At 67.2% G+C, this 16,594-nt stretch carries 14 protein-coding genes; 8 read left to right on the plus strand and 6 right to left on the minus strand.

Going from position 1 to position 16,594, the window contains the following annotated elements; all coding sequences use genetic code 11:
• The first annotated feature begins 23 nt into the window (after positions 1-23).
• Positions 24-401: a MerR family transcriptional regulator gene (locus tag BLW82_RS41435; RefSeq protein ID WP_093507437.1), complete on the plus strand. Its 378-nt coding sequence runs from the start codon at positions 24-26 to the stop codon at positions 399-401.
• A gap of 516 nt (positions 402-917) precedes the next feature.
• The gene (locus BLW82_RS41440; protein ID WP_093507439.1) at positions 918-1,604 is read left to right on the plus strand and encodes an LURP-one-related/scramblase family protein; all 687 of its coding nucleotides are present in this window, start codon (positions 918-920) and stop codon (positions 1,602-1,604) included.
• 736 nt (positions 1,605-2,340) lie between these two features.
• On the opposite strand, the gene BLW82_RS41450 is transcribed toward BLW82_RS41440, so the two are convergent.
• Positions 2,341-2,916: a hypothetical protein gene (locus BLW82_RS41450; protein WP_093507441.1), complete on the minus strand. Its 576-nt coding sequence runs from the start codon at positions 2,914-2,916 to the stop codon at positions 2,341-2,343.
• Between the two features lie 472 nt (positions 2,917-3,388).
• Between BLW82_RS41450 and BLW82_RS41455 the strand changes: the two genes are divergently transcribed.
• Positions 3,389-4,273, plus strand: coding sequence for an endo alpha-1,4 polygalactosaminidase (locus BLW82_RS41455; RefSeq protein ID WP_093507442.1), 885 nt, complete (start codon positions 3,389-3,391; stop codon positions 4,271-4,273).
• A 91-nt stretch (positions 4,274-4,364) separates the two neighbouring features.
• Here the strand turns inward: BLW82_RS41455 and BLW82_RS41460 are convergent, their stop codons facing one another.
• Entirely contained in the window at positions 4,365-5,234 is an 870-nt protein-coding gene (locus BLW82_RS41460; protein ID WP_256216141.1) for a polysaccharide deacetylase family protein, read from the minus strand.
• A gap of 480 nt (positions 5,235-5,714) precedes the next feature.
• Between BLW82_RS41460 and BLW82_RS41465 the strand changes: the two genes are divergently transcribed.
• Positions 5,715-7,166 (plus strand): COG1361 family protein, encoded by a 1,452-nt coding sequence (locus BLW82_RS41465; RefSeq protein WP_143063746.1) that lies wholly within the window; start codon positions 5,715-5,717, stop codon positions 7,164-7,166.
• Positions 7,167-7,402: 236 nt separating this feature from the next.
• Here BLW82_RS41465 and BLW82_RS41470 read toward each other — a convergent pair whose 3' ends face one another.
• Both BLW82_RS41470 and BLW82_RS41475 read right to left on the minus strand, forming a co-directional pair.
• Complete coding sequence (locus BLW82_RS41470) at positions 7,403-8,848, minus strand: aldehyde dehydrogenase family protein (protein WP_093507445.1); 1,446 nt, start codon at positions 8,846-8,848, stop codon at positions 7,403-7,405.
• Positions 8,849-9,080: 232 nt separating this feature from the next.
• The gene (locus BLW82_RS41475) at positions 9,081-9,710 is read right to left on the minus strand and encodes a cysteine hydrolase family protein (RefSeq protein WP_093507447.1); all 630 of its coding nucleotides are present in this window, start codon (positions 9,708-9,710) and stop codon (positions 9,081-9,083) included.
• A 352-nt stretch (positions 9,711-10,062) separates the two neighbouring features.
• Here BLW82_RS41475 and BLW82_RS41480 point away from each other — a divergent pair, with 352 nt between their 5' ends.
• Positions 10,063-11,070 carry an SLAC1 family transporter gene (locus tag BLW82_RS41480; protein WP_177233234.1) on the plus strand — a complete coding sequence of 336 codons (1,008 nt, stop codon included), beginning with the start codon at positions 10,063-10,065 and terminating at the stop codon, positions 11,068-11,070.
• A 46-nt stretch (positions 11,071-11,116) separates the two neighbouring features.
• Here the strand turns inward: BLW82_RS41480 and BLW82_RS41485 are convergent, their stop codons facing one another.
• Positions 11,117-12,607 (minus strand): FAD-dependent monooxygenase, encoded by a 1,491-nt coding sequence (locus BLW82_RS41485; protein WP_093507451.1) that lies wholly within the window; start codon positions 12,605-12,607, stop codon positions 11,117-11,119.
• Between the two features lie 526 nt (positions 12,608-13,133).
• Here BLW82_RS41485 and BLW82_RS41490 point away from each other — a divergent pair.
• Positions 13,134-13,961 (plus strand): alpha/beta fold hydrolase, encoded by an 828-nt coding sequence (locus BLW82_RS41490; RefSeq protein WP_093507453.1) that lies wholly within the window; start codon positions 13,134-13,136, stop codon positions 13,959-13,961.
• A gap of 222 nt (positions 13,962-14,183) precedes the next feature.
• Here BLW82_RS41490 and BLW82_RS41495 read toward each other — a convergent pair whose 3' ends face one another.
• A complete protein-coding gene (locus BLW82_RS41495) occupies positions 14,184-14,765 on the minus strand; it encodes a TetR/AcrR family transcriptional regulator (RefSeq protein ID WP_093507455.1) in 582 nt (193 codons plus the stop codon).
• Positions 14,766-15,186: 421 nt separating this feature from the next.
• On the opposite strand from BLW82_RS41495, the gene BLW82_RS41500 reads away from it, so the two are divergent.
• A complete protein-coding gene (locus BLW82_RS41500) occupies positions 15,187-15,936 on the plus strand; it encodes an SDR family oxidoreductase (RefSeq protein WP_093508565.1) in 750 nt (249 codons plus the stop codon).
• 192 nt (positions 15,937-16,128) lie between these two features.
• Positions 16,129-16,476, plus strand: coding sequence for a VOC family protein (locus BLW82_RS41505; protein ID WP_093507457.1), 348 nt, complete (start codon positions 16,129-16,131; stop codon positions 16,474-16,476).
• The last annotated feature ends 118 nt before the right edge of the window (positions 16,477-16,594 follow it).

Below are 16,594 nucleotides of genomic sequence, written 5' to 3' on the forward strand. Positions count from 1 at the left end.
GAACCGGGGCGAGAGGAATCACCATGACCGTCACGGAGGCTGCGGCCGAGCGGCTGGTCCGCATCGGCGAGGTGGCACGGGGCGCCGGCGTCTCGGTACGCGCCGTGCGCTACTACGAGCAGCAGGGGCTGCTCATCGCGGAGCGCAGCCCGTCCGGCCAGCGCCTCTACCGGCAGGACACCGTCACCCTGGTGCGCTTCTTCCAGCAGATGTTCGCCGCCGGTCTGACCAGCCGAAGGATCGCGGAACTCCTTCCATGCTGGGACACCGGGCACACCGACGCCGATCAACGAGCCATGCTGCGCGCCGAGCGCGACCGCATCCAGGCCAAGGTCGACGACCTGCAGGCCGCCCTGGACCGCCTCGACGAGGTCATCGCGATCACGGACACGCACCCGTAGTCACGGTCGGTCGGACGACGCACCAGCGATCCACGGCCGGAGTACCGGACCGCTCTCCGTCTCCCCGGGAGCCCACAGGCCTCCGCCGAACCGCTGGCCGGCCGGGACCCGGCGCAGGACCGCTCCGTGACGGGGACCGCCGAGGACGTTTCGTCTTCTGCCGGGAGCGACGGCCCTCTGCCGACCGGCCTCTCGGCCGCTCAAGGCCGCAGCAAGGTGCTCGGGCCGGGTACGACGGTGACCAGTACATCCGCCCCTGCCGCGCACGCCGTGACGGACGACGCCGAAACGAGGCGTCCGCACGGAGGCGTTGTCCCGCATCGAACCGCGTGCGCTGCCGGTTGTCTGAGGTGGCCCGGCGACGGCGAACGCCGCTAGCCCGCTTGCTCTGCCGGCCTCAGGCGATGCGACCGAAGTCGATGCGACCGAAGTCGATGCCCCGCGATTCGTCACGGTGTGGCCACGAGACGGCGCACGGCCGGCCGGGAGACGCCCCCCGGAAGGTAACTTGCCGCAGTGACCACACAATCGAACACCCCTGACCCGACGGTCAGTCGACAGGTGCAGCAGCAGGCCGGGATCGCCCCGAGCGGCCCCGGCGGCGGCACCCTCTTCACCGAACCGGTTCTGGTCGTGAACCAGAAGGCCAAACTCATAGAGCTGACCAACGAGTACAAGGTCATGGACCAGCACGGCAACCAGCTCGGGTCCGTGGCCGAGGTCGGGCAGAGCGCGCTGCGCAAGGTCGTACGCTTCATCAGCGACTGGGACCAGTACTTCACCCACAAGCTGGAGATCAGGGACGCCCAGGGGCAGCCGGTGCTGCGACTGACCCGTCCCGCGAAGATATTCAAGTCGCGGGTGATCGTCACCCGGCCGGACGGAGAGCCGGTGGGCGAGTTGGTCCAGCAGAACGTCTTCGGGAAGATCAACTTCGCCATCAACGCAGGTGGGACCCAGATCGGCGCCATCAAGGGGGAGAACTGGCGCGCCTGGAACTTCGCCGTCGTCGACCAGGCAGGCACCGAGGTGGCCCGGATCACCAAGACCTGGGAGGGCCTCGCCAAGACGATGTTCACCACGGCGGACAACTACGTCCTCCAGATTCACCAGCAACTCCCCGAGCCGTTGCGAAGCCTGGTCGTCGCTACGGCGTTGACGGTCGACACGGCTCTGAAGCAGGACGCCCGCGGACTGGGCTGACGACGAGCCGCGTTGAGCGGCGCGAGGTGCACACGTCGGGGCAGTGGAGCCTGCCCCGGCGGGATCGACACGGCATCACCCTGCACTCCCTCGTAGTCGTACCCGTGCCGAACGCCGACGGACGGCTGCCCCAGGGCCTCGTGTCTGGAAAGGCGTTGACGGGGAGACGGGCCGGGCCGGCCCGCCCGGTTGCGCACCTTCTCCCGCCGCACCCTCGGTCCGGGCCCGCGATCCCGCGCGCAGCCCGTCACCCGCCGCTGTGCACGTCGTCCGCTCCGGGAACGGCGACCGACCTGCGCGGATGTGCTGCCGCTCGCCCGGCTCGACGCGGGCGAACAGCCCGGCCACGCCCGCCTCGACCTGACCGCACTGGTGCGGGTGCGCACCCGGATGAGAGGGATCTCAGGTGGCTGCCGTGACTGGTGCGGCGGCCGTTCACATGCCGCGGTCTGGGCCGTACCAAGGTGCGGTGCGTTCGTCGGCGGACATGGGAAGGCGCTGCAACCTCACGGGGCCGGGGTAAAAGGCTGCACTGTTGGGCCCGCTCATGTCCTCGCCGATGAGATGGCGGTAGAGCCATTCCGCTTAGCTCATGCGGTGCTCTGCCCAGGTTTCGTCATAGCTCACCAGGAGCCTCGGAGCCTCAGGGGCAGCGATCAGGAAGAGGAGGTATGCCGAGAGCAGATGCCTCCGACGACGTCCCGGTAGCCCGAGTGTGAGCGCTGGGCGTGCCGAGTCAGGTGGTCAGCCGGGCGAGTTCGTCTGCGCGACGGTGGTCCTTCGGGCGACCGAGGGCCCGCCGCATGCGGATGAGGTCGTCGAGTGCGGCGTAGCGGATGGTGAATCCCGCGGGGTCACGGGTGGTCTCGGCCGAGGCCAGGCAGGGGGTGACGTCCATGGCGCCCCAGGGCAGGGCGGGAGTGCACAGGTCTCCGCTTGCGCCGGTGACCCGGTACCCCACATGTGGGCGGTCGAGATCGGGCAGGTCGGTGCAGCCGCACCGGGCCAGGGCGTCACGCAAGGCGTGCGCCTCGTCAGGGGTGCCGTCCCAGAGCAGGTCGAGGTCCCCGGTCAGTTCGGTGGAGCCGTGCATGATGCCGGCGACCTGACCGATGACCACCGCGTGGGAACCGGCTGCATGGATCGCCTGGAGGAAGGGGAGGGGATCGAAGCCGAGTGCCCCGTCGGTGGCGAACGTGCCCAGTAGATCGTCGGCTTCCTCTGGGCGGCGTCCGACGGGGACACGTTCTCGTGTTGCGTCTTCGGTCCGGGCGACGGCGCGCCGCAGGCGCAGGGCAGCTGTCTGGCTCATGGGCCCATCCAACACGGTCGGACCCTGCCGGTGATCAGTAGTGGTTCCGGTCTGATCGCCGCGGTCAGGTGGCCGGCCATGTTCAGTACCACGAGGCTCGCCCACCGGGCCGTCTCGGTGGTGGTGTGCCGACAGCAGATGAGGGTGCCGGCGAACTCACCGACGTGTCCGGAGGCGGCTTCGTCTTCCTGGTCACCCTGCCGCGGGGGAGAGCCCGACGCCCGCGGCGACCACGTCTGACCGCACCCCACGCCGCGGCCCAACGCCCTCCGGCCCGGCCCGGACGCGGCACAAGCCGGTTGCGACGGCTTGATATCGTCACGGTGTCGGACCGCCCAGCACCGTCGCGGTCCGCGGAACCATGGCATTCCCAGCCGGTGACACGGGCCTTCGACCCGTCAGCCCGGCCCCAGTCGCCAGGACCATGCGCGTCCGAGGCGGGGCATGCTCTCCCGTCCAGAAGCAGGCCGTCATGCGCAAGTCCCCGGCAGAATCCAGCCGCGCCGCGGTCACGCGCGCCGTCGCTGTCGCCGTCGTCCTGGCCACAGCCTCCCTCACCGCAGGCTGCTCCAGCATCAGCACCGAAACGGGCACCACCACTCCAACGGGCAGCGCCTCGAAAGCCCCGGCGGCGAAAGTCTCCGGACCGCCCGTCCACGCCGGCGTCGACTACCAGCTCGGCGGCGCCTACACCCCGCCGAAGGGCGTCTCCGTGGTCTCCCGCGACCACACGGCGTCGCCCGCCGCGGGCCTGTACAACATCTGCTACGTCAACGCGTTCCAGGCCCAGCCCGACGCGGAGCAGGAGTGGGACGCCGACCTCCTGCTGCGCGACGCCTCCGGGAGGATCGTCATGGACGAGGACTGGGGCGAGGCGATGCTCGACATCAGAACCCCGGCCAAGCGCGCGCGGATCGCGCAGAAGGTGGACGACTGGATCGACGAGTGCGCCGACAAGGGGTTCGACGCCGTCGAGCCGGACAACTACGACAGCTACACCCGCGCCCCGCACGGACTGCTGACCGCGGCCGACGCCGAGGCGTTCCAGACCCTCCTCGCCCGCCACGCGCACTCCCGGCACCTCGCCGTCGCCCAGAAGAACACCCTCGAACTCGCCAAGGACCGCAAGCGGGTCGGCCTCGACTTCGCGGTGGTGGAGGAATGCGGGCAGTACGACGAATGCGGGTCCTACGTCGACGCGTTCGGCGACCACGTCATCGTCGTCGAATACACCGAGAAGGGCCTGAGGAAGGCCTGCGCGGGCTGGGGCGACCGGATCAGCGTCGTCCGGCGCGACCTCGACGTCACACCGGCCGGTCACCACGGGTACCTGCGCGAGACCTGCGACCGTTACTGACGACGGCCCGTCGGCTGTCGACGATGTCCCGCGACGGCCTCTCCCACGGCCCCGGAGCCGTACGACGACGCCGGCCGGGTCTCCCGCCGGTTCACCTGTTCGGCGGCTGGATGTAGTCCTCCAGGCGGGCCACGGCGAAGCCCTGCTCATGGATGCGCCGGAGCAGGTTGGCGAACATGTGCGTCATCGTGGTGCCCTTGAGCTCGGACGGCCCGCGGAAGTGGGCCAGGATGATGTCTCCGGGGTGCAGCTTCCTGTCTGCCGACTGGTACTGCATATTGCGGATCTGCATGGACTCCCGCCACCACACGATCGCGCGGGGTCCGCACTCCCCGACCGCGATCCTGGTGTTGGCGTTGTACGCGCCGTAGGGCGGCCGGAAGAGCAGCGGCGCGGTGCCGTACTCCTTGGTGAGGATCTTCTGGTCGCCGCACACCTCCTCCTTCTGGCGGGCCAGGGGGAGGGCGCTCATCACGGGGTGGTGCAGGGTGTGGTTCTGGATGTGGTTGCCCAGTGCCTGCAGCGGCCGGAAGTACGCGTAGTCCGACTTGACGGCGTCGTCCATCAGGAACATCGTGATCGGGACCCTCAGGTCCCGCAGCATCCGGATGAAGGCGGGGTCCTTCTCCTGTCCATCGTCCACGGTGATGAAGACGACCTTCTGTGTGGTCGGTATGCGGGTGAAGACCGGAACGGTTCCGGTGGCCGAGAGCCGCACCGGCTTGTCGGCCGGGGGCCGCGGGGCAGCGGGCAGCGGAGTCAGGCCCCACTTGTGCCAGTTCGCCGCCGAGTCGGACACGGCGGGCGCGGTACTGACGGTGCCGTCGGATACGGCGGGCCGGGAGGCGCGGGCGGTACCACCGGTACCGCCACCGGCGCCGCAACCGCCCATCGCCAGGCTCACTGCGACCGCCCCTGTCACCGACCGGTACAGCCTGCCCCGGTTCCTGCGCTTGTCCACCGTGCCCGTCCTTCAGCCGACGTCGATCTTGGTCAGCCGAAAGGTAATCCAACAACACCAAGAAAGGATCAACAGTCAGGTGTGAGTGCGTCAGGTCGTGCCTTCCGCACCTGGGGAGCGTCCAGAGGGGGCGCTGTCCCTCTCTGTGCCGCGTTGCGGCCCTGCACGCCTGCCTGCGCCGGTGCGGGTCCCAGGAGCGCCGCTCAGGATCAACCGCTGACCGGACGGTCGGGCCCGGTCCGGTGAGGTGAGGTGAGGTGAGGTGAGTGGAGAAGACACTTTCCCACGCAGCCTCGTGACCTGACGGCCAAGGCGCCCCCGTGACCGTAGAGAAGCGTGGTCGTGATCTCGACTTGGCAGGGTGGCGGCATGGACATTCTGCGGCGTGTCCCTCGCCTTCGAGGGAGTCAGGAGCGGGAGACGAACCGGGTCGTTCGTGCCTGCAAGGCTGCCGTCGGCCTCCTGCTCACGCTGGTCACCATGACGTCAGTCCTCGCGGGGTGCTCCTCGAACGACGGAGCCGAGGTGAAGCTGGTCGTTCCATCGGTCTTCTACGTCTCCCGCGGTCCGCAACAGCCCGTGTCGGACCTGCGGGTCGAGGAGAGGCTCGGCGCGGGGACGGCCACATTACGGGTGACCTTCGACGCCGGTGATCTGAAGGGCATCGTCACGGTCAAGCGGGCACTCGACAACTGTGTCGTCCATCTGCCCGTCTATCACTGCGATTCGCAGGCGGGCCCGACAGGATCAGGGGGTATCCAGGCCTTCCACCTGAGTCCCGCGCAAGGCGCGAAGGCGGGTGACTCCGCGGTGCTGCGCTACCGTGTGACCGCGCCCGGCATGGAGCCCGTCCGTGGTCGCTCCCTCATCGTGATCGGCAGACCGGAGCTGCGAGTCGTGCTGCACCGGGATTCGGGCCCGGTGAATCCCGGCGGGAGCGTGGCGGTCCGGCTGACGCTGCGCAACGTCGGCGACGTGCCCGCCCGTGGCGTGGCGCTGCGCATGGAGGCACAGGACGGCATCACCCTGAGCGACCGGCACCGCAACTGTCGCTACCGAGGCGGTACTTCGGCCTGGTGCCGGCTCTCCGCGGACGACATTGTCATTCCGCCGGGCCGGTCGTACGGCCTGGATGCGCGCGAACATCTGCGGGCCACGAAGGACGCCACCTACCCGACCGTCACCTTCCGTGCTGACGCCATCGGTACCGACTATGTCCCCCCGGACACGATCGCATCGACCTACCGGCCGGGTGACGGGCCTCCACTGCGCTTCGTTCCGGCCCCCCGTTCCGAGGCCGCCGGCGCGACGAGCACTGGCAGCGACGATCCGCAGGTGCTCCGCGTGACCGTCGCCAACAAGAGTGAGCTGGCCGCGGTCGCCGGGACGGTGCACGGTCCTCTCGGAAGCCTCGCCACGGTGCGGATCGGCGCGCGGAACGACGGGCCCGGTGCGCTCACGGCGGCGGTCAAGGTCCTGTTCACGGTGCCGGAGGGCACCACTGTCGTGGCGTCGCCGTACAGTTTCGAACGCGACGAGGAGGTGATCGAGCAGGACTGCCGAGCGCTCGCCGCCGACGGCACACCACTCGCCGACGCCTCCGCCAGGCAGCCGAGTGCCGGACGCTACGTCTGCACAGCGCGCATCGATGCGGTGGGGGCCTCGGCGACGTTTCCGTTCACCCTGCGCGTCGACAAGGACAGTGCCGGGGGGAGCGGCCGGGTCACGGTCATGGACGGCGACCCACGACATCCCAGCGGGGACACCGAACCGGCCGACGACACGACGGACGTCGTTGTGTCCGTGTGGCCGGGGCCGTCCTGGGCCACCCCAGGGTTCTACATCGCCGTTGCCGTCGGCGTTCCGTTGTTCACTCTCGTTGTGGCCCTCTACGTGTGGCGGCGGAGGCTTTCCGCCGCCACGACGAGATGACCTCGCGGGAACAGGGGACCGACGCGCGGCACCGCCCGGCCAGGAACGGCCCGGTGAACTCCCACTCACCGGCGGTTAGTTGCGCACGCGTCACCGCACAGTCCTACCGGACCGACACCTCACCCCCGGGCCTGATCGCAACCACAGCAGCCCCTGGATCAAATGCCTTCTGCGAGAGGGCGTCGGCCGCCCCGGACCGGCACTCCGGCGGCTACGCCTGTCCTTGGCGTGGGCTGTCACAGGGCGAGATCGGTGAGGACCAGCACGCGTTCGTAGGTGTAGTCGTCCATGGCGAACTTCACTCCCTCGCGGCCGACACCTGACTGCTTGACGCCGCCGTAGGGCATCTGGTCGGCCCGGTAGGAGGGGACATCACCGACTACGACACCGCCGACCTCCAGAGCCCGGTGGGCCCGGAACGCCGCCTGTAGGTCGTGCGTGAACACTCCCGTCTGCAGGCCGTACTTGGAGTCGTTCACTGCCGCGAAAGCCTCGGCTTCGCCGGAGACCTTGAGCACCGTGAGAACTGGTCCGAAGACCTCCTCGCAGGCCAGTGTCGTGTCAGCCGGAACGTCGGCGAGAACCGTAGGCGCATACGAGGCGCCATCGCGCTTGCCACCCGTGTAGAGGGTGGCACCGGAGACGACGGCTTCGTCGACCCAGGACTCGACGCGGCGCGCGGCGTCCTCGCTGACGAGCGGGCCCACATCGGTCCTGTCGTCCGACGGGTCCCCGGTGATCTGCGATTCGACCGCCGCGACGATGCGGGGGAGCAGGCGGTCGTACACCGAGGCGTCGGCTATGACGCGCTGCACGGAGATGCAGGACTGTCCGCCCTGGTAGTTGGAGAACGTGGCGATCCGGTCGGCGGCATAGGCGAGGTCTTGGTCGCTGGCGAAGTCGCCCAGCACGACGGCCGCACCGTTCCCGCCGAGTTCCAGCGTGCAGTGCTTCCTGGGTACCGAGTCCATGATCGCGTAGCCGACCCTCTCGGAACCGGTGAACGAGATGACGGGCAAGCGCTCGTCCTGTACCAGCGCAGGCATTCGGTCGTTGGCGACCGGCAGAATGCTCCACGCGCCTCCTGGCAGTTCCGTCTCGGCGAGCAGTTCGCCGAGAACCAGGGCGGACAGAGGAGTGTTCGGCGCCGGCTTCAGGATGATCGGGGCGCCGGCCGCGATGGCAGGGGCGACTTTGTGGGCGCCCTGATTGAGCGGGAAGTTGAAGGGCGTGATGCCCAGCACCACCCCCTTGGGGAAGCGGCGGGTGAGCGCGAGACGGCCCCGGCCCGCTGGGTCAGTGTCCAGTCGCTGAGCCTCGCCGCTGTTGAATCGGCGGGCCTCCTCGGCGGCGAACCGGAACACGGACACCGAGCGGCGAACCTCGCCTCGGGCCCACTTGATCGGTTTGCCGTTCTCCGCTGAGATGAGCTGCGCGATCTCTTCGGTACGCTCCACGAGCCGCTTGCTCACGTGGTCGAGAGCAGCGGCACGCAGGTAGGCGGGGGTTGCCGCGAACTCCTCGCGAGCGGCATAGGCGGCGGCCACCGCCTCCTCGACCTGATCATCGGTCGGCACGCTGATCTCGCCGACCAGCTGGCCGGTCCAGGGCGAGGTCACGGCCAGGCTGGTCTCGCCGGTGGCCTGGCGGCCGGCGAGCCAGAAGGCGCGGGGGGAAGTCATGTCCGGTCACGGCCCTAACGCTCGGGGTGTGCTGACGTGTGTCCGTCAGCCGGTCCCACCGTAGGACCGTCCCGGCCAGGGGTGACTTGTACAAAATGTAGCGGTGCCCGATCTGCGGACGCCGGAAGGCCGGTTCCCTTCCGGCCGCTTCTTTCGCTATTCCCCGTGCTCCCGGTAGCGCGGCAGGCGTGCCGTTGCCCCTGGAAGCCGGTGCTGTCTGCATGACGACGGGTCAGGTGCCCGCAGCCTTGGTCGCAGAAAGGAATTCTTCGGCGCTGAGAGTCGCATGCGATATGAGTGGATATCGCAGGATCATGGCGTCGTATGCAGGGCGTCCGCCGAAGGCTGCTGTCGCGTCCGTGAAGGTCGTGACGTGAAAGCCGTGTTCCATGCAGCTGCGGGCGGTCGATTCCACACACATAGTTCCGACCATGCCGGCGACAGCGATGTACTCGACATCGTGCTGCCGCATCTGTACTTCGAGGTCCGTATTGGCCAGAACGTCGATGTTCTTGTGAGGCGCGATGACAATCTCGCCGTCGGCGGGGGCCAGGTCCGGGTGGAAGTCCGCACCCCAGCTCCCTGCCACGAACAGGCGGTTGTCGAACATTTCGTGGTGAACGCCTGAGATGTGCTTCCAGGTCGTATAGTCGCTTTCAGTGTACGACATGGGGGCATGGAATACAGGGAAACCTTGCTCTCGGGCTCCCGCGAGGAGGGTCTTGAGGTTTTCGAGAGTGCCGATTCGTTCGAATTCCTCTCTGTAGACCCTGTATGCCTTCCCGTCCTCGGAGAATACGTCGTTGACGGTGTCTATGAGCAGCAGTCCTATGCGTCCCCGTTCGTACGACAGAGCGTTCATCTCGACCTCCCTTGCCGCTTTGGTTGTATCGAGATTCTAAGACGAAGCATCTGCGGGCGCGCGCTGGCAGCCAGACCGTGTTTGAAATGCTGGGGCCCGTCTTCCACGAGAGTTTTGCGAGGTCTTGATCGTCGTGGACGGGGCAGGGCCCTAATGGCGCTGACTCCACGCCGTACGGCCCGTGCGGAGGTGACCCGTGGGCCGCGTGCGCAGCCGATTTCGGTGAGGCATTAGTTGCATGCGCGCCTGCCCGCGAGAGCGTCGCCTCGCGTTGGCTCCCTGCGGAAGCGATGATCGCCGAGGAGGAACACGGCAGCGCCCGGGCAGGGTGGTAACGGAACGGAGTACGTCTTTGACCAGCCGCAAGTATCTGGTGGCGCCGAATCTCTTCGGCATCAGTTTTGGTGTGGCAGGGCTGGCTCAAGCGTGGACAGTGGCGCACAGCGTGGTGCGCACGCCTGAATGGCCGGGAGTCGTTCTGTGGTTGGGTGCCGGTCTGCTGTGGCTCCTGACGACGGTGGCCTACGTGGTGAATGTCAGGTCTCGGGGACATCTGGGGACTGAATTCACACATCCGGTTACCGGCCCGTTCATTTCGCTGGTGCCGATTGTTCCCATGCTCTTCGGTGTCGCGTTGAGGCCGTACGCGGACACGGCCGGTAAATTCATCTACCTCGTCGCATATGCCGTCACGGTTATTCTAGGAGGATTGCTGACCGGTGCGTGGATTCGCGTCGAAATGAAACTTGTGGACTGGCATCCGGGTTATTTTCTGCCTACCGTGGCCGGCGGTCTGCTGGCGGCAGGTGGGGCGGCAGCATTCGGCTGGGTGAGGCTTTCCGAGCTCATGTTCGGGTTCGGGTTCATCTGCTGGGTCGTGCTCGGCTCGATTCTTCTCCTCAGATTGTTCACGCAGCCCGCACTGCCGAACCGGCTGCTGCCCGTCATCGCCATTGAGTTCGCTCCGCCCGTCGTGGCCGGGAACGTCTGGTTTGCGATGAACGGAGGAAGAGCGGATTTCGTGGCGAGCGGGCTGGCAGGCTACGCACTGCTCATGGCAATCGTGCAGATTTCGATGATTCCCTCATATCGGACGGCTCCTTTCGGGCCGCCCTACTGGGCGTTCGCCTTCACCTATGTCGCCGCTGTCACGGATGTGATTTTCTGGCTGAGAGCCGAGGATGTCGATCATTCGCAGGTGATCACGTACGTTCTCCTCGCACTCTCCACCATGGGCTATGCAGCACTTGCTGCACGCACGGTAAAGGGCATGGTCCAAGGCACTTTTCTTCCCGAGTATCCCGCTGCGCCGGCCCGACCGGGCTCCGGTGGGGCCGACCGACAGGAGGACGCGGAGTGACGAAGGTGCTCGGCTCGCGCCTGCGGCCGTAAACCGGGTGGAGACGTCACACGAGCGAAGCCCTGCTGCCCGGGGTCTCCGGCTGTGCGCCGCACCAGTCCGCCAGCGCGTGGCGGGTTGCGTCGATGCGACGTTCAGGCGACTCGTCCGAGACGGCCCACGCGATGTAGGCGTCCGGCCGGACCAGCACACTTTTATTCGTCGAGCCTCGTGGGGACACGATCTCCACTTCGTCGGACCACTCGCTGATCAGCGAGGAGAGATCAGGGGAGTCATTGGGGATGACAAGCACGAACCGTCGGCCACGAAGCGCCTCGTAGAGTCGACGCCCGTCGCTCAGAGGGACATCGGGTGCCCGCTTTCCGGCGAGGGGATGCGCGTCGGCCGCCGAGGCGTATGAAATGTCGAGCCCCGAAATCGCCGCCGCCAGCCGTCTGGCCACCCAAGGGGTCTTCAGCACCGTACGAGCTGCGAAATCACGGACCCCGCACAGTGCTCGCGGCGTGGTCAGGACTCCGCGTAGCAGTGCACCGCTCATCCGCAGGACCCTGCGTCCCACCGGGTGCCGTTCATCCTCATAGCTGTCGAGCAGTGAGTCCGGTGCGCGGCCGCGTTGAACAGCTGTCAGCTTCCAGCTGAGATTCGCAGAGTCCTGAAGGCTGGTGTTGAGGCCCATACCGCCGGCAGGGGAATGGACATGCGCGGCGTCACCGACGAGGAACACCCGGCCCACCCGGTAGCGCGGCGATTGGCGCTCGTCGCTGTGGAATCGCGAGAGCCAGCGGGGGTCGTGCATGGCAAAGTCACTGCCCAGTGCCCGGCGGGCAACTTCACGGATTTCTTCCAGGTCGACCGGCGCATCGTCCGGCATCGGGTGACGGCGGTTCCACGCCATGACCCTGAACCAGGCGTCACCGAAGGGCACCACAATGGCGAAGGCATCTCCGATCGCTCCCACTGTGGGTGGTTTCGTCGGTGGATCAGCCAGGCGCACGTCCGCAAGCATCATCGAGCGAACCGCGGATCGGCCCGGGAAGGGAAGGCCGAGTGAGCGGCGCACGGAACTGTTGCGCCCGTCTGCGCCGACCACGAAGTCCGCACGCAGGCTTCGCTCGGCTCCGTCGGGCGCTCGCACCGCTACGTCGACCCCGGTTTCGTCCTGCTGGACACCGGTTGCTTCGTGGCCCCGCATGATGGTCACGCCGTGCGCCTGGGCACGAGACAAGAGCAGGCGCTCAGTGTTGTACTGCGGGGTCACCAGCACATGAGGGTAGCGACTCGGCAGCCGAGACAGGTCGATCCGCAAGAACTGCAGAACCGGATTGCGGATCCCGGTCAGCAACAGTTCGTCGGCGAGGCCTCGGGCGTCCAACTGCTCCATTGTCCGTGCATGCACGGCAAATGCCCGCGTGAGCTTCGACTCCCCTTCTCGCCGTTCTACGACGGTGCAGCGAAGCCCTGCTTCGGCCAAGTCGCCCGCGAGCAACAACCCCGCTGGGCCGGCTCCGACAACCAGTACATCGATGTCTGAACCCATACTCTTCCTCCGCCTGCCCCCGAGCGAGCAGCACGCCAGGTGATCATCCGGCTGTCCGGGTCGGCTGATCCCGTTGCGGATTGCTGCCCTGTTTTCGTCCGTGTCCCCGCGCCTGCCCGGGCGGATATCACACCCCCTCAACCGCACCTGACGCCCTGACCCGAATGGGGCACCACGATCACTCGAAACTCGCGGATCAGCGCATCACGAGAAAGCCGACCGGGTGGTGAACGCGTTCCCGCCGGCACGAGACGGCGGGGATATATGACAGGTCCCGGAGTCCAGCCATTCGGCTCGGCCTGCAGCGAGGCGGTCATGGAAACGCCGATGACGCCTTACAGTCCACCATGCGCAGCGCGCTTCCGCATCTTGTCAGGCGCTGCCGGTCCGCTCACATTCAGTGCGGTGCTTTCCAGCGCGCTGAAACGATGCCTCCTGATTATGGTGACCTCAGCGCCTTCTCCCGTCACAGCCCGGGCGGCGTGAAACAGGGAGCGGCGAGCGAGCTGCGAGAGGAACGCACACCATGCCCTTCGCCACTGCCAAGGACGGCACTCAGATCTTCTACAAGGACTGGGGATCCGGCCAACCCGTTGTCTTCTCCCACGGCTGGCCCCTCACGGCCGACGCCTGGGACCCCCAGATGAAGCTCATGGCGGACAACGGATTCCGCGCCATCGCCCATGACCGACGAGGCGGCGGCCGCTCGGGACAGACCTGGGACGGCAACAACCTCGACTCCTACGCCGACGACCTGGCCGCTGTCATCGAAGCCGAAGACCTCCACGACGTCATCCTGGTCGGCCACTCCACCGGCGGCGGCGAAGTCACTCGCTACATCGGCCGACACGGCACGGCCCGTGTCGCCAAACTGGTCCTGCTCGGCGCGATCCCCCCGCTCATGCTCAAGACGGAAGCCAACCCGGAAGGTCTGCCGATCGAGGTGTTCGACGAGATCCGCCAAGGTGTGCTCACAGACCGCTCCCAGTACTACAAGGACCTCAGCGCCCCGTTCTACGGGGCAAACCGTGAGGGATCGACCGTCACCCAGGGAACGCGTGACGAGTTCTGGCTCTGGAGCATGACCGTCGGAATCAAGGGCGCCTACGACTGCGTCAAGGCGTTTTCGGAAACGGACACGACCGAGGACCTGAAGAAGGTCGATGTGCCGACACTGATCGTGCACGGCGACGACGACCAGATCGTGCCCATCGTCGCAGCCGGCGACAAATCATCCAAGATCGTCAAGGGTGCGCAGTACAAGGTCTACGAGGGCGCACCGCACGGCCTCGCGATGGTGCCCAAGTACGCCGAAATCTTCAACAAGGACCTGCTGGAGTTCGCGCGCAGTTAGCGCCGAGGCGCAGGGGGCGTCCGCCGCCCGCGGTGCTCACCCGACACCGCGTGGCGGCCGCACCCAGATCGACCTGCGTCTGTACCTGTCGACGTCCTGGCTGGAGCACCGGCATCGGTACAGTGGGCCGGCACCGACGACACGGCCGCTTCTCCACGGGCTGGCGCACGGACCTGGGGTGGGCCGTGCGGTACCAGACGGTGCATGCGCACACCTGGAACGTCAGCCGAGGAGCTTGAGCGCGGTGTGGGCGATCTGCAGAAGAGCCGCGTCGTCCATGTCCGTCTTGGCGAGGAACTCGATGCCCTGCATCACGGCCAGGATCAGGCGCCCGAGTTCCTGGGGGTCGGCGCTCGGTTTGATGGATCCGTCTTGCTGGGCTTCCTTCACGCATGCGATCAGAAGGTCTTCGACCTCCTGGTACGTGGTTCTGGACCGTGAGACGACCTCGGGCTCGTTGCTGTGCAGCTCGGACGTGCTGTTGACCAGGAGACATCCCCGCCGCAGCGGGTCTTCCGCGAATCCCTTGGCCACGCCCTCCACGAGGAGAGTCAGGCGTTCGACCGCGGCACCGGGACCGGTGAGTATCGCCCGGACGCTGTTCAGCTGCTCGGTGCGGTAGCTGTCCAGCACGTGCAAGAACAGCTGCCGCTTGTCACCGAAGGCGCCGTAGAGGCTTCCCTTGCCCAGCCCGGTGGCATCCGTCAGATCCTGCAGCGACGTAGCCTCGTAGCCCTGATTCCAGAACTGCTCGCGTACGGACTCCAGGACCTGCTTTTCGTCGAATTTTCGAGGCCGTCCCATGAGGAGAGCATACGCCCTTCTTGACTCATCGGTCCAGATCTATCGGTGCTGAGGCCGTCGCGTGATGAGCCGGATGCGCGGCTGTTCGGGCTCCTGGAGCGGGGGCGGCAAAGAGGCGCGCGCGAGTCCGGGCCTGTCATCGCCTGACCCGGCCCCCTGGGGGCCGGGCCGCGCGCCGGCCTGCCTGCCGTTCGGCGTGGGGGTGCCTCAGGGCAGAGAGCGCCTGTCCGCGCCCACCCTCTGTGCGGTCATCGACCGGCGAGGGGAGTGGCGTACCTCGCACCGCCGTTTTTGCCCGTACGGTCCATAACGAAGTTCTTTACCGTATAGTCCATAACTGTGCCCGCCTCCCGTGCGGGCCGTGACGTGCTAGCGGCGCTTGGCGAACGGACGATGTCCGCGCCGAAGAGGAGTAATGATCATGGGACAGCTTGACGGAAAGACGGCCGTCGTCACCGGAGGCAACAGCGGAATCGGCCTGGCCACTGCCAAGCGGTTCGCGCGCGAAGGTGCCCACGTGTTCATCACCGGGCGCCGGCAGGAGGCCCTCGACGCCGCCCTGGCCGAGATCGGCCACGGGGCCACCGCGGTAAGGGGCGATGTCGCCGACCTCGCAGACATCGACCGCCTCTACGCGGCCGTCGAAGAGCGGGGGCGGACCATCGACGTGCTGTTCGCCAACGCAGGTGGCGGCGAATTCGCCACTCTCGAACAGGTCACGGAGGAGCACTTCGACGCGACGTTCAACACCAACGTCAGGGGGATGCTCTTCACCGTCCAGAAGGCAATTCCGTTCCTCAGCGACGGCGCGTCGGTGATCCTGACCGGGTCGACCGCGGCCACTTCGGGCGAGGCCGCCTTCGGCGTGTACGCCGCATCCAAGGCCGCCGTCCGGTCCTTCTCCCGCACCTGGGCCAACGAACTCAGGGGACGGGCCATCCGGGTGAACACCCTGGTACCCGGGCCGATCGTCACGCCGGGCATCAACGGACTGGCTGCCGACGCCACCGAGGCCGCCAAACTGAGGGACGTCTTCGCCAGCCAGGTGCCACTGGGCCGGATGGGACACCCCGACGAGGCCGCTGCCGCCGCTCTGTTCCTCGCCGGCAGCGAAAGCAGCTTCGTCACCGGATCGGAGTTGTTCGTGGACGGCGGACTCAACCAGATCTGACCGCATCACTGGCGGTCCGCTCGGTTGTGCTGAAGGGTCCCGCCCAGTTCCCCATATGCGGCCTCCGAACCTCGCGCCTATTCGGACGACAGCGCACGGGCTACGGCCCCTCGCGCCGAATCTGGTTCACGGCGCCGTGCGGGTGCCGACTACGTCTATACCGAAACCGCAAACCCAAAAGGAAGCACTGAAATGAGCAGCAACATCCATGCAATGGTCGCAAACGTCGCGGTGGATGACCTTGACGCCGCTATCCCGCTCTACCAGGAGCTGACCGGAGAAACGGAAGTCCGCCGATTCCCCTACCGTGAGCTCGAGTTGGCACTGGTGGGACCATTCCTGCTCTACTCCGGCCCCCTTGAGAAGTATGTCTGGCAGAACGGAACCGTCATCGTCGGCTCCCTGGCTCCCGTTCTTGAGGCTCTCGGCAAGGCGAACGCCGAAATCCTTGAAGCTCCCAACGAAGTACCCAACGGGACCAGAATCGTCGCTCGCCACCCGGACGGTTCCGTTTTCGAATACATGCAGCTTCGCGCCTGATCCCTGTGCGCGCAGTACCGCGGTCCACCAGCAGCCGCGCGGCCTGCCCACTATGGGCTGTCACCCGTCTCCGTCGGGAGGCCGCACCGTCGTTCCGGTGGCTGTCACCGGGTTACGG

It is taken from the genome of Streptomyces sp. Ag109_O5-10, from assembly GCF_900105755.1.
Classification (GTDB): domain Bacteria; phylum Actinomycetota; class Actinomycetes; order Streptomycetales; family Streptomycetaceae; genus Streptomyces.

Coding starts and splice junctions, on each gene's coding strand:
- BLW82_RS41435 (WP_093507437.1), top strand. CDS start 24: ATGACCGTCACGGAGGCTGCGGCCGAGCGGCTGGTCCGCATCGGCGAG.
- BLW82_RS41455 (WP_093507442.1), top strand. CDS start 3,389: ATGCGCAAGTCCCCGGCAGAATCCAGCCGCGCCGCGGTCACGCGCGCC.
- BLW82_RS41465 (WP_143063746.1), top strand. CDS start 5,715: ATGACGTCAGTCCTCGCGGGGTGCTCCTCGAACGACGGAGCCGAGGTG.
- BLW82_RS41470 (WP_093507445.1), bottom strand. CDS start 8,848: ATGACTTCCCCCCGCGCCTTCTGGCTCGCCGGCCGCCAGGCCACCGGC.
- BLW82_RS41485 (WP_093507451.1), bottom strand. CDS start 12,607: ATGGGTTCAGACATCGATGTACTGGTTGTCGGAGCCGGCCCAGCGGGG.
- BLW82_RS41450 (WP_093507441.1), bottom strand. CDS start 2,916: ATGAGCCAGACAGCTGCCCTGCGCCTGCGGCGCGCCGTCGCCCGGACC.
- BLW82_RS41490 (WP_093507453.1), top strand. CDS start 13,134: ATGCCCTTCGCCACTGCCAAGGACGGCACTCAGATCTTCTACAAGGAC.
- BLW82_RS41505 (WP_093507457.1), top strand. CDS start 16,129: ATGAGCAGCAACATCCATGCAATGGTCGCAAACGTCGCGGTGGATGAC.
- BLW82_RS41495 (WP_093507455.1), bottom strand. CDS start 14,765: ATGGGACGGCCTCGAAAATTCGACGAAAAGCAGGTCCTGGAGTCCGTA.
- BLW82_RS41475 (WP_093507447.1), bottom strand. CDS start 9,710: ATGAACGCTCTGTCGTACGAACGGGGACGCATAGGACTGCTGCTCATA.
- BLW82_RS41500 (WP_093508565.1), top strand. CDS start 15,187: ATGGGACAGCTTGACGGAAAGACGGCCGTCGTCACCGGAGGCAACAGC.